We start from the raw sequence: 14,444 nt of genomic DNA on the forward strand, positions 1-14,444 counted from the left end.
GTCACGAGTCGGAGCCTTCGAGGGCGAGCCGGACCAGACTGGCGACGTCGAGTTCACGGATCTCGGCCTCGGGGGCGACCGGAGCGGTCGGCGCAGCGGCCGGATCCGGCTCCGGCGCGCCGGTGTCCCGCGCGAGCCGCAACAACGGGTCGAGCAGGCCGGAGCGGCGCAACTGGTCCAGTGGGATCGCCGCGAGGACCCGCCGGACCGTCTCCTCGTCGCCACCGTCGACGGGCTCGCCCTCGTCGCCGAAGAGCTCCCCGTAGAGGTGGCCGGCGAGGTCGGCCGCGGTCGGGTAGTCGAAGACGACGGTGGTGGCCAGTTCGTGCCCCGTCTCGGCGCTGAGCAGGTTGCGCAGTTCCACCGCGGTGAGCGAGTCGAACCCGAGGTCGAGGAAACCCCGTTCGGTGTCGACGGCGTCCGCAGTGGAGTGGCCGAGGACCTTCGCCGCGGTCACCCGGACCATCTCCAGGAGGCTGCCGCGCCGTTCGGCGGCGGGCAGCGGACGCAGCTCGGCGAGCAGGTCCCGACCGACCGTGGCAGGGGTGCCGACCGACTCGGCGGGACCGGCGTTCAGCTCCCGTACGGCCGGCAGGTCGGCCAGGAGCGGGCTGGACCGCAGCGCGGTGAACGGCGGGTGGAAGGTGGCCCAGTCGATGTCGACGATGGTGACGCAGGTGTCCCCGACGGCGAGGGCGTGCCGCAGCCCGGCCAACGCCACGCCGGGCGGCATCACCCGCAGGCCACGACGGCGTAGCTGCTCCGGCCCGCTGTCGTCGAACATGCCGGACTCCGTCCACGGGCCCCAGGCCACCGACGTGGCGGGCAGCCCCCGCGCCCGCCGTCGCTGGGCGAAGGCGTCCAGGTAGGCGTTGCCGGCCGCGTACGCGCCCTGCCCGCCGCTGCCCCAGACGGCCGCGATCGACGAGAAGAGCACGAACGCGTCCAGCTCGACGCCGTCGAGCAGTTCGTCGAGCAGTTCCGCGCCGACCAGCTTCGGGCCGATGACGTACGCCAGGTCCTCCAGGGTGGTGTCGGCCAGCGGCACCAACTCGCTGACCCCGGCGGCGTGCATCACCGTCCGCAGCGGCGGGCCCTCCCGCCGCAGCTCGGCGATCAGGTCGGTCATTGCGGCCCGGTCGGCGGCGTCGCAGCGGGCCACCCGGCAGTCGACGCCGGACGCCTCCAGTTCGGCCAGCAGCTCGGCGGCGCCGGGCGTGTCGATGCCGCGCCGGCTGGTCAGCACGATCCGTTCGGCGCCGGCGGCGGCCACCCAACGGGCGATGTGCCCACCGAGCGCGCCGGTGCCGCCGGTGACCAGCACGGTGCCCCGGGGCCGCCACGGCTCCGGTTCGCCGACGGTGGCGGCCGGGGCGAGCCGGCGGACGAACACCCCGGCGTCCCGGACGGCGAGCTGATCCTCGGCGACGCCGCCGGTGAGGAGGTCGGCGAGCCGCGTCGCGGTCCCGCCGTCGATCGCGGCCGGCAGGTCGACCAGCCCGGCCCAGCGGGCGGACTGTTCCAGCGCCGCCACCCGGCCCAGCCCCCACAGCGCCGTCTGCCGGGGGCTGGCCGGCGCGTCGCCGTCGGCGACCCCGACCGCGCCCCGCGTGGCGCACCAGAGCCGGGCCGCCACGTCCAGGTCGGTCATCGCGTGCAGGAGCTGCACGGTCGCCACGAGGCCACGCGGCAGCGCCGGGTACTCGGCGTGCGGGGAGTCGTCCAGGCCGAGGAGGGACAGGATCGACAGCGGCTGGTCGGTGCGGGCCAGCGCGTCGGCCAGGACGCCGACCAGCTCGTCCGGGTCGGCGGCGGTGTCCACCGGCACGGTTGTCACGTTCGCGCCGAGCGCCCGGACGCAGGCGTCCAGACCGGGGTCGCCCGCCAGGGCGGCGGGCAGCAGCACCAGCCAACGCTCCGGAGGCGTCGCCGAGGGGGTGGTCGGCGCGGCCAGCGGCTGCCAGAGCTCCCGGTAGCGGGCACTGTCCACCATGGATCGTTCGCGCCCGCGCCGCCGCCAGGCGGACAGCGCCGGCAGCACCGTGCCGAACGGCTGGTCCCGGTCGACGTCCAGCTCGCGCAGCAGCGAGTCGAGGTCCTCGGCCTCCACCGCCGTCCAGAACCGGCTGTCGGTCTCGGTCCGCTCGTCGACCGGCGCGGTGAGCCACGCTGGCGGTTCGGGCCAGAAGCGCTGCCTGTCGAAGACGTGGGTGGGCAGGTCGGCGGGCTGCGGTTCGGCGTCGGCGTAGAGGGCCGGCCAGTCCGGCGACCAGCCGTGCGCGTGCAGCGTGGCGACCGCCCGCAGCAGGGCGGCCGACTCCGGACGGTCCCGGCGCAGGGTGGGCACCACCAGCGCGGGCCGCCCGCCGGCCGACCCGCCGTCGGCGAGGGCGGCCTGGGTGAGGGCGGTCAGCACCCCGTCCGGGCCGACCTCCACGAACCCGGTGCAGCCCTGCCGGCGCAGGGCGGTGACCGCGTCGGCGAAGCGCACCGCGCCCCGGGCGTGCCGCACCCAGTACCCCGGCGTGCCCATCTCCGTCGCGTCGACCGGCGCGCCGGTGACCGTGGAGACCAGCGGGATGGTCGGGGCGTGGTGCGACAGCCGCGCGGCGACGGTGGCGAGGTCGTCGAGCACCGGGTCCATCAGCGGGCTGTGGAACGCGTGGCTGACCGCCAACCTACGGGTCCGTACGCCCCGCGCGGCCCACTCGGCGGTCACCTCCTCGACGGCGTCGGCCGGGCCGGAGAGCACCACCGCTGTGGGACCGTTCACCGCGGCCACGCAGACCCGGTCGGCGCGGTCACCGAGGCTGGCGCGCACGTCGGCCTCCGGCGCGGCGACGGCGACCATCGCCCCACCGTCGGGCAACGCCTGCATGAGCCGGCCCCGCGCGGCGACCAGTTCGGCGGCGTCGGCCACAGTGAGCACCCCGGCGGCGTGGGCGGCGGCGAACTCGCCGATGGAGTGGCCGGCGACCACGTCGGGGCGCAGGCCCCAGGCGCTCAGGAGCCGGAACAGCGCCACCTCGACGGCGAAGATCGCCGGCTGGGTGAACTCGGTCCGGTCCAGCAGGTCGGCCTCGACCGTACCGGCCTCGGCGAACATCACCTCGCGCAGCGGTCGGGGCAGGTGCGGGTCGAGGACCGCGCAGACCTCGTCCAGGGCGGCGGCGAAGACGGGGTACGCCCCGGCCAGCTCGCGGCCCATCCCGGGGCGCTGCGCCCCCTGTCCGGAGAAGAGGTACGCGACCTTCGGCGTTCCAGTGGCCGCCCCGGTGACCAGCAGCGGGGAGTCGTCGCCACGTGCCAACGCCCGCAGCCCGGCACGCAGTTCCTTCCGGTCGGCGGCCAGGACGACCGCCCGGTGCTCCAACACGGCCCGGGAGACCGCCGACGACCAGCCGACGTCGACCAGCGGCGCCGCCTGCGGCCCGGTGAGCCGGTCGGCCCACGGGCCCGCCTGGGCGGCCAGCGACGCGGCGGTCCGCGCCGACAGCAGCACCGGCACCAGCGGCAGTTCGGCCGGGGACACGACCGGCACGGCCGGTTCGGGGGCCTGCTCGAGGATGGTGTGGGCGTTGGTGCCGCTGATCCCGAAGGAGGAGACGGCGGCGCGGCGCGGCCGTCCGGTCAGCGGCCAGGGCCGCCCCTCGGTGAGCAGTCCGACCGCGCCGACGCTCCAGTCCACCTGGTCGGTGGGCTCGTCGACGTGCAGGGTCGGTGGCAGGTAGCCGTTCCGCATGGCGAGGACCATCTTGATGATCCCGGCGACACCGGCAGCGGCCTGGGTGTGGCCGATGTTCGACTTCACCGACCCGAGCCAGAGCGGACGGTCGGCGGGGCGCTCCTGTCCGTAGGTGGCGAGCAGGGCCTGCGCCTCGATCGGGTCACCGAGCCGGGTGCCCGTACCGTGCGCCTCCACGGCGTCCACGTCGGCTGCGGAGAGCCGGGCGTTGCTCAGCGCCTGCCGGATCACCCGCTGCTGGGCGGGGCCGTTCGGGGCGGTGAGACCGTTCGACGCACCGTCCTGGTTGACCGCGCTGCCCCGGATCACCGCCAGTACCGGGTGGCCGTTGCGCCGGGCGTCGCTGAGCCGCTCCACCAGCAGCATGCCGGCACCCTCACCCCAGCTCGTCCCGTCGGCGGCGGAGGCGAACGCCTTGACCCGGCCGTCCGGGGCCAACCCCCGCTGCCGACTGAAGCCGACGAACACGCCGGGGGTGGCCATCACGGTGACCCCGCCGACCAGGGCGAGGGAGCATTCGGCGGAACGGAGCGCCTGACAGGCCCAGTGCAGCGCCACCAGCGACGAGGAGCAGGCGGTGTCCACCGAGACGGCCGGCCCCTCCAGCCCGAAGGTGTAGGCCACCCGGCCGGAGAGCACGCTGCCGGCGTTGCCGGTCATCAGGTGGCCCTCGGCGCCCTCGGCGCCGATCATCAGGTTGCGGTAGTCCTGGTAGTTCGTGCCCACGAAGACACCGGTGGAGCTGCCCCGCAGCGCCTGCGGGTCGATGCCGGCCCGTTCGATCGCCTCCCAGGAGGTCTCCAGCAGCAGCCGCTGCTGGGGATCCATGGCGAGGGCCTCACGCGGGCTGATGCCGAAGAAGCCGGCGTCGAACTCGGCGGCCGCGGGGACGAAGGCACCCTCGCGGGCGTAGCTGGTGCCCTCGTTGGCGGGGTCGGCGTCGAAGAGCCGGGCCAGGTCCCAGCCCCGGTCGGTGGGGAACTCCCCGACCGCGTCGCCTCCGGCGGCGAGCAGCTGCCACAGCCGCTCGGGGGTGTCCGCCCCACCGGGGAACCGGCAGCCCATCGCGACGATGGCGATGGGTTCGTCGGACACGGCAGCCGCCGCGACGGGCGCGGTCGTGTCGACGGCGTTCCCGGTGAGCAGTTCGTCGAGGTGCGCGGCGAGCACCGTCGGGTTCGGGTAGTCGAAGGCGAGGGTGGCCGGCAGCCGCAGGCCGGTCGCGGTGGCGAGGAAGTTGCGCATCTCCACCGCGGTCAGCGAGTCCAGGCCGAGGTCCCGGAACGGGCGGGTGGCGGGGACGTCCTCGGCCGCCCCGTAGCCGAGGGCGGTTGCCGCACACTGCCGGACCAGGTCCCGCAGCTCCGCGTTCCGGTCGGCGGAGCTGATTCCGGCGAGCCGCTGGGCGAGTGCCGACGACGGCGCGTCCTGCGCTGCCTCCGCTGGCTGGTCCGCCGGCGGGGCCGCCCGCCGTACCTCAGGCAGGTCGCCGATCAGCGGGCTGGGCCGGACCAGGGTGAACGCCGGGGCGAACCGGGTCCAGTCGATGTCGGCGATCACCGTGGTGACCTCGCCGCGCCGCAGGGCCAGGCCCAGTGCCTCCACCGCGAGCTCGGGTTTCATGGCGACCATGCCGCCACGCTGGAGCCGCTGCCGGGCGACCTCGTTCTCGGCCGGCAGGCCGGCCCCGCTCCAGGCACCCCAGCCGACCGAGAGCGCGGGGCGCCCCTCGGCCCGGCGTCGCTCGGCGAGGGCGTCGAGGTACGCGTTCGCCGCCCCGTAGGCGCCCTGTCCGGCGTTGCCGGTGGTGCCGGCGACGGAGGAGAACAGGACGAAGGCGTCGAGGTCGAGGTCCCGGGTCAGCTCGTCCAGGTGCTCTGCGGCGGTGCACTTGGGTGCGGCGACGGCGTGCAGCCGGGCCGGGGTGACGGTGTCGACGATGCCGTCGTCGAGGACTGCGGCGGTGTGCAGCACGGCGGTGAGCGGGGCGTCGTCGGGTGTGCTCGCCAGCAGGGCGGCGAGCTGCGTCCGGTCGGTGACGTCGCAGGGGGCCACGGTGACGCGGACGCCGAGGTCGGTCAGCTCCGCCGCCAGGTCGGCGGCGCCCGGCGCGTCCGGACCGCGTCGGCTGGCCAGCAGGACGTGCGCCGCGCCGGCGCGGGCCGCCCAGCGGGCCATGTGCCCGCCGAGTCCGCCGGTTCCGCCGGTGATCAGCACCGTGCCGCGCATCCGCCAACCGTCGTCGCCGGGGTCGGTGGTGGCCGGCTCGGGCCCGGTGATCCGGGTGAGGCGGCGGACGAGTACGCCGGTCTCCCGGACGGCGACCTGGTCCTCGCCGCCGCTGCCGCCGAGAACCGCGCAGAGTCGTGCGCCGGTACCCGGGTCGAGGTCGGCCGGCAGGTCCACCAGTCCGCCCCAACGACCGGGGTGTTCGAGTGCGACCGCCCGGCCGAAGCCCCAGACGGCGGCAGCCACCGGGGTCGGCGGGGCGTCCCCGGCACCGACCGCGACGGCCCGTCGGGTGGCACACCACAGCGGGGCCTCCACGCCCAGCGTGCCGAGCGCCTGCACCAGTTGAGCGGCCCCGACGACGCCGAGCGGGGCCGCCAGGTGCTCCGGGTGCACGCGCTCGTCGAGGCCGAGCAGGGAGAGCACGCCGGCGAGGCCATCGGTGGGGAGGGCCGCGCGCAGCCGGTCGGTGAACGCCGACTGCTCGTCGATCACGTCCAGCAGCACGGGTACGACGTCCGCGCCGACGTTGCCGAGCGCCCCCAGCACACCGGCGACCAGCGGCTCCTCGGCCAGGGCGGCGGGGACCGGGACGAGCCAGGTGCCGGAGAGCCGGGTCAGCGGCAGGTCGGGCAGTACCTCCCAGGTGACCCGGTAGCGCCACCGGTCGAGGTCCGGCTCCCCGTCGTCCTGGTTCAGGAAGATCGGCGGTGCCGGCCAGTACCGTTGGTGGTCGAAGGCGTACGTCGGCAGCGGCACGACCTCGGCCTCGGGCAGCACCCGGGTCAGGTCGACCGGCAGACCGATGGCGTGCGCGGTAGCCAGGTTGATCAACAACCGGGTCGGATCGTCCTCACCCCGCCGCAACGTACCCAGGACGTGCCCGGTCACCTCCACGTCGTCCAGGATCGCGGTCACCGGCATCGTCAACACCGGATGCGGCGACACCTCCACGAACGTGCGGTAACCCGCCGCGACCGCCACCCGCACCGCAGCGTCGAACTGCACCGTCCGCCGCAAATTCTCATACCAGTAGTCCGCCGTCATCGACGACGGGTCCACCCAATCCCCGGTCAAGGTCGAGACGAGCCGGACGTGACCGGCCTGCGGCTTCACCTCCGACAGATCCGCACGCAACCGCTCCGCGACCTCCTGCACCGCAGCCGAATGCGACGCATAATCCACCGGAATCAACCGGGCCCGCACCCCATCGGCCACACATGCCGCCACCAGGTCAGCCACCGGCTGCGGCGGACCCGACACCACCACCGACGCCGGACCATTCACCGCCGCCACCCCCACCCCCGGGAAACCCACCAACCGCTCAGTGACCGCCCCAACAGACAAATCCACCGACGCCATCGCACCCGAACCCCGCAACACCCCCAACGCCCGCGACCGCAACGCCACCACCCTCGCCCCATCCTCCACAGACAAGACCCCCGCCACACACGCCGCACCGATCTCACCCTGCGAATGACCCACCACCACCCCCGGCAACACACCCACCTCCTCCCACACCGCCGCCAACGCCACACCCACCGCCCACAACACCGGCTGCACCACCTCCACCCGCCCCAACCACGACTCATCACCCCCCGTCAACACCGACACCACATCCACATCCACAAACGGCACCAACGCCCGCTGACACTCCGCCAACCGCGCGTCAAACACCGGCACCCGCCCCACCAAACCCGCCGCCATCCCCACCGACTGCCCACCCTGACCCGGAAACACAAACACCGCACCCGCAGACGAACCAGCAGCCGCACCCGAAACCACGTTCCCCGCCGGCACACCCGCCGCCACCGCATCCAACCCCGACAGCAACTCCTCCACACCCGACCCGACCACCACCGCCCGCTGGTCGAGGCTGGCGCGGGTGGTCGCCAGCGACCAGGCCAGCGCGGAGGTGTCCAGGCCGTCGCGCTCGCGCACGTACGCGGCGAGGCGGGCGGCCTGGCCGGCCAGTGCGTTCCTCGTCCGCGCCGACACGGGCCAGACGGTCACCTCCGAGCCGACCACGCCCGGAGCGCGGGTACGGGTCTCGGCCTCCTCGTCGACGGATTCGTCGGCCTGCTCGATGATCACGTGAGCGTTGGTGCCGGAGATGCCGAACGACGACACCGCCGCCCGACGCGGCCGCCCCACCGCCGGCCACGGCCGCGCCTCGGTCACCAACTCCACCGCACCCGCCGACCAGTCGATGTGCGGCGACGGCTCGTCCACGTGCAGGGTCGCCGGCACAACCCCGTGCCGCATCGCCTGCACCACCTTGATCACACCGGCCACACCGGCGGCGGCCTGGGTGTGCCCGAGGTTCGACTTCACCGACCCCAACAGCACCGGGGTGGCCTCCCCCCGGTCCTGCCCGTACGTGGCCAGCAGCGCCTGGGCCTCGATCGGGTCACCCAGGCGGGTACCCGTGCCGTGCGCCTCCACCACGTCCACGTCGGCGGTGGAGAGCCGGGCCGAGGTGAGGGCCTGGCTGATCACCCGCTGCTGCGCGGGCCCGTGGGGGGCGGTGAGTCCGTTCGACGCGCCGTCCTGGTTGACCGCACTGCCCCGGACGACCGCCAGGACCCGGTGGCCGTTACGGCGGGCGTCCGACAGCCGCTCCACCAGCAGCCAGCCGACCCCCTCGGAGAACCCGGCACCGTCGGCGGCAGCGGAGAACGACCTGCACCGGCCGTCCGGGGACAGGGCACGCTGCCGGCTGGAGCCGACCAGGAGGCCGGGGGTCGCCATCACGGTGACCCCACCGGCCAGGGCCAGCGTGCACTCCCCCGCGCGCAGCGCCTGCACGGCGAGGTGCAGCGCCACCAGGGAGGAGGAGCAGGCCGTGTCGATCGACACCGCCGGCCCCTCCAGCCCCAGCGTGTACGACACCCGCCCGGAGGCGACGGCCGCCGCCCCTCCGGTCATCGAGTGGCCCTCGTCCCCGTCCGGCGACATCATCAGCAGGGTGCCGTAGTCCTGCCCGTTGGTGCCGACGAAGACTCCGGTCCGGGTGCCGCGCAACGAGGCGGGGTCGATGCCGGCGGATTCGACCGCCTCCCAGGCTGTCTCCAGCAGGAGCCGCTGCTGCGGGTCCATGGTGAGGGCCTCGCGGGGCGAGATGCCGAAGAAACGGGCGTCGAAGTCACCGGCCCCGTCGATGAACCCGCCTTCCCGGGCGTACGAGGTGCCCGGGTTGTCGGGGTCGGGGTGGTAGAGCCGCTCCAGGTCCCAGCCCCGGTCGTCGGGGAAGAAGGTGACGGCGTCCCGGCCGTCCCGCAGCAGCTCCCACAGGTCGTCCGGGTTGCGCACCCCGCCGGGCAGCCGACAGCTCATCGCCACGATCGCCACCGGCTCCAGTTCCTGGGACTGGACCTCGCTGAGCCGTCGACGGGTGTCGTGGAGATCAGCCATGACCCGCTTGAGGTAGTCGCGGAGCTTGTCTTCATTGCCCATGTCGGAGCCGCTTCCTCGCAGGGGACGGAGAGCCGGGGTGTCGGCGGGAGAGCCGGAGTGGGTCAGGAGATCCCGAGGTCCTTGTCGACCATCGCGAACAGTTCGTCGTCGGTGGCGTCGTCGAGATGCCGGCCGATGTCGCCACCGCCGCCCTGGCCGAGCCACGAGAGCATCGCCTGGAGACGGACGGTGGCCCGGACCCGGGCCGCCTCGTCGCGTGCCACCACGTCGAGGCTGTCGGCGATCCGGTCGAGATCGTCGAGGAGCACGGTCGGGGTGACCACGTCCTCCTGGGCCACCTCGGCGAAGAGGTACTCGGCCAGGGTGGTCGGGGTCGGGTAGTCGAAGACCAGCGTGACCGGGAGGGCCACCCCGGTCGCCGTGCCGAGCCGGTTACGCAGCTCGACCGCGGTGACCGAGTCGAACCCCAGTTCCCGGAACGCCCGGTGTTCGTCGACCGACTCCATCGAGGCGTAGTTGAGGACGGCGGCGACCTGGCCCCGGACCAGCCCGAGCAGCACGGCCATCCGGTCGGCGGCGGGCAGCCCGGCGAGCCGGTCCCGCAGCGGGTCGGGGCCATCGGGCAACTCGGTGCCGGCGACGGCGTGTTCGGTGGCCTGGAGCCGACGGACGTCCGGCAGGTCGCTGATCAACGGGCCGGGACGGGTCGCGGTGAACGCGACGGCGAACCGCTCCCAGGCGATGTCGGCGATGGTGAGCGCCGGCTCGCCGTGGTCCACCACCTGGTGCAGAGCGGTGATGGCGGCCTCCGGGGGCATCTCCGGGACGCCGTGCCGGTGCAGCAGCTCGCCGAACGGGCCGTCGGCCATGCCACCGCCGGCCCAGGCGCCCCAGGCGATGGCGGTGGCGGGCATGCCGAGGCCACGCCGGTGCTGGGCGAGCGCGTCGAGGAAGGCGTTGCTCGGCGCGTAGTTGCCCACGCCGGAGCTGGCCACGGTCCCGGCGAAGGACGAGAACATGACGAACGCCGAGAGGTCCAGGCCGAGGGTCAGCTCGTGCAGGTGGTACGCCACGTCGACCTTGGCCTGGAGGACCCGTTCGATCTGGTCGATCCGGATCTCGTTGATCAGGGCGTCGTCCAGCACCGCGCTGGCGTGCACGACAGTGGTGAGGGGCTGCTCGTCGGGGATGCCGTCGATCAGCTCAGCCAGGGCCTCCCGGTCGGACGCGTCGCAGGCGACCACAGTGGTGCGGGCACCAAGGGCGGTGAGATCGTCCACCAGTTGCCGGGCACCCGGCGCGGCCATGCCACGCCGGCTGACGACGATGATGTTCTCCACTCCGCTGCGGGCCAGCCAGCGGGCGGCGTGCCCACCGAGGGCACCGGTACCGCCGGTGACCAGGGCCGTCCCGGAGGGTTCCCACGGGTTGGCGGGCTGGCTGTCCCCGAGCGGGACACGGGTGAGGCGGCGGCCGAGCAGTCCGGTCGGGCGGACGGCTATCTGGTCCTCCTCGCCGGCGGTGGTGAGGGCCGCGACGAGCAGGTCGGCGGAGCGCTCCTCGACCGCCTCGGGCAGGTCGACGAGGCCACCCCAGCGTTCCGGGTGTTCCAGCGCGGCGACCCGGCCGAAGCCCCAGACCAGCGCCTGCATCGGTGCCCGGAGCTGGTCGACGCGGCCGACGGAGACGGCACCGGAGGTGACGCTCCACATCGGGGCGGACAGGCCGATGTCGCCGAGGGCCTGGAAGAGCGCGACGGTCGCGGCGAAGCCACCGGGTACGGAGGGATAGAGCGGGTGGACCAGTTCGTCGAAGGCGAGCAGCGACACCACGCCGGTCACCTCGGCGTCCCCACCGTCGGTGCCGGTACCGGTGGCGAGGGCCTCCCGCAGGAGCTTGCCGAGCAGGTCACGGTCGACGTCGGTGGTGCTGACGGGGACCGGTACGACGTTCGCGCCGGCCGCGGCGATCGCCTCGACGGAAGCGTCCTGCCAGGGCTCGACGAAGTCCCCGGTCGGCAGCACCACGAGCCAGGTACCGCTCATGCCCCGGTTGGCCACTCCGGTCAGCGGCTTCCAGGTGTCCTGGTAACGCCAGCTGTCGATGTCGGACTGCCGGCGTCGCTGCCGCCGCCACGAGGTGAGCAGCGGCAGGGCGGGCCGCAACGCGTCGGCGGCATGCTCGGCGGGGGTGTCGGCGGGGGTGACCACGTTGGCGAGCGCGGCCAGGTCGCCGCGTTCCACGGCCGCCCAGAAGCCGGCGTCGCCGGGGTCGGCGGTGCCCTGGGTCAGGCCCTCCAGCTGGGGTCCGCCGCTACCGTCCAGCCAGTAGTGCTGGTGGTCGAAGGCGTAGGTGGGCAGGTCGACCGTCGCCGTCTCGGCGAGGACCTTCCGCAGATCCACCGGGAGGCCGATGGTGTGGGCGGTAACCAGGCTGGTCAGCAGGCGGGTCGGGTCGTCCTCACCCCGCCGCAACGTGCCCAGGGCGTGCCCGGTGACGCCCACGTCGTCCAGGATCGCGGTCACCGGCATCGCCAACACCGGATGCGGGGACATCTCGATGAACGTGCTGTGGCCCGCTGCGGCGGCAACCCGGACGGCCGGATCGAACAACACCGTCTGCCGCAGGTTCTCGAACCAGTACTCCGCCCCCATCGACTCCGGGTCCACCCACTCCCCCGTCAGAGTCGACACGAGACGGACCTGACCCGCCCGGGGCGTGACGTCCACCAGATCGGCGCGCAACTGCTCGGCGACCCCCCGCACCGCCGCCGAGTGCGACGCGTAGTCGACCGGGATGATCCGCGCCCGGACGCCCTCGGCCTGGCACGCCGCCACCAGATCCCTCACCGGCTGCGACGGACCCGACACCACCACCGTCGCCGGCCCGTTCACCGCCGCCACCCCCACACCCGGGAATGCCGGCAGCCGTTCCGCGACAGCGTCGGCGGACAGGTCGACCGAGGCCATCGCCCCGGTGCCCCGCAACACCGCCAACGCACGCGACCGCAGCGCGACAACCCTCGCCGCGTCCTCCAGGCTGAGGATCCCGGCGACACAGGCGGCACCGATCTCACCCTGCGAGTGACCGACCACCGCCGCCGGACTGACACCGGCGTGCTGCCACACGGCCGCCAGCGCGACACCCACCGCCCACAACACCGGCTGGACGACCTCGACCCGCTCCAGCCACGACTCGTCATCCCCGGTCAACACCGAAACCAGGTCCACATTCAGGTAGGCGGCCAACGCCCGCTGACACTCCGCCAGCCGCACGTCGAACACCGGACAACGACCCACCAGACCAGCCGCCATCCGCGCCGACTGCGCGCCCTGGCCCGGGAACACGAACACCGGACCAGCAGACGAACCGACGGCCGTACCGGACACCAGGTTCCCGGCCGGCGAGCCGGCGGCCAGGGCGTCCAGACCGGCCAGCAGCTCGTCGAGGTCCGCGCCGACCACGACGGCCCGCTGGTCGAAGGTCGACCGGGTGGTCAGCAGCGACCAGCCCACCGCTGTCGGGTCCACCGCACCGTGCTCGCGCACGCGCTCGGCGAGGCGGGCGGCCAGAACGGCCAGCGCGCCCTTGGACCGCGCCGACACCGGCCACGCGGTCACGTCCGAGGCGACCAGGCCGCAAGCCCGGTCGCGGGTCCGGGTAGGCTCGTCGGCCTGCTCCGCGTCGGTGGTGACGGACGGCCGGTACTCCTCGACGATCACGTGGGCGTTGGTGCCGCTCACCCCGAACGAGGAGACACCGCCTCGGCGGGGTCGATCCAGCTCCGGCCACGGCCGGCGCTCGGTGAGCAGCGAGACCGCCCCGGCGGACCAGTCCACGTGCGTCGACGGCGCGTCGACGTGCAGGGTCTCCGGCATCACGCCGTTGCGCAGGGCCATCACCATCTTCACCATGCCGGCGACCCCGGCGGCGCTCTGGGTGTGGCCGATGTTCGACTTCACCGAGCCGAGCCAGAGCGGCCGGTCGGCGGGCCGGTCCTGCCCGTAGGTGGCGATCAGCGCCTGTGCCTCGATCGGGTCACCCAGGGTGGTACCCGTGCCGTGCGCCTCCACCATGTCGACGTCGGCGGTGCCGAGCCTGGCGTTGACGAGAGCCTGCCGGATCACCCGCTGCTGCGACGGGCCGTTCGGGGCGGTGAGGCCGTTGGACGCGCCGTCCTGGTTGAGGGCGCTGCCCCGGATCACGGCGAGGATCGGGTGGCCGTTGCGTTCCGCGTCGGCGAGCCGCTCCAGGACGAACACCCCGCCGCCCTCGCCCCAGCCGGTGCCGTCCGCGCCTGCCGCGAACGCCTTGCACCGCCCGTCGACGGACATGCCGCGCTGCCGGGAGAAGACGACGAAGACGCCGGGGGTGGCCATCACGGTGACGCCACCGGCGATGGCCAGGTCGCACTCCCGCCGGCGCAGCGCGTGCACCGCCAGGTGCAGGGCTACCAGGGAGGACGAGCAGGCGGTGTCGACGGTGACGGCGGGGCCGTTCAACCCGAGGGTGAACGAGATCCGGCCCGAGGCGACACTTGTGGTGTTGCCGGTGCCGAGGTACATGTCGACGCCCTCGGGCACATGCGGCAGACCCATGCCGTAGTTGGACGTGCTGAGCCCGACGAAGACGCCGGTCTGGCTGCCGCGCAGGGACAGCGGGTCGATGCCGGCCCGCTCGACCGCCTCCCAGGAGGTCTCCAGCAGCAACCGCTGCTGCGGGTCCATGGCGAGGGCCTCGCGCGGGGAGATCCCGAAGAGGGAGGCGTCGAAGTCACCGGCGGCGTCGAGGAACCCACCGACCCGCGTGTAGCTCTTGCCCGGCTGGTTCGGGTCGGGGTCGTAGAGCGACTCCAGGTCCCAGCCCCGGTCGTCCGGGAACTCGGTGAGGGCGTCCCGACCGTCGGCGACGAGGTCCCAGAGGTCCTCAGGCGTACGGACGCCGCCGGGGAACCGGCAGCTCATCGACACGATGGCGAGGGGTTCCTGGTCGCGGGCCTCGACGGTCTGCAGCTTGCGCTTCGTGTCGTGCAGATCGGCGGTCACCCGCTTGA

At 74.0% G+C, this 14,444-nt stretch carries 2 protein-coding genes; both read right to left on the reverse strand.

The window, feature by feature from the left end; genetic code table 11:
• Position 1: 1 nt before the first annotated feature.
• Positions 2-9,430 (reverse strand): type I polyketide synthase, encoded by a 9,429-nt coding sequence (locus AC0AIB_RS05460; protein WP_465096154.1) that lies wholly within the window; start codon positions 9,428-9,430, stop codon positions 2-4.
• 62 nt (positions 9,431-9,492) lie between these two features.
• On the reverse strand, positions 9,493-14,436 hold the full coding sequence (locus AC0AIB_RS05465) for a type I polyketide synthase (RefSeq protein ID WP_465096162.1): 4,944 nt from the start codon (positions 14,434-14,436) through the stop codon (positions 9,493-9,495).
• Positions 14,437-14,444 lie beyond the last annotated feature (8 nt).

This window comes from Micromonospora sp. DSM 43699 (assembly GCF_055517075.1).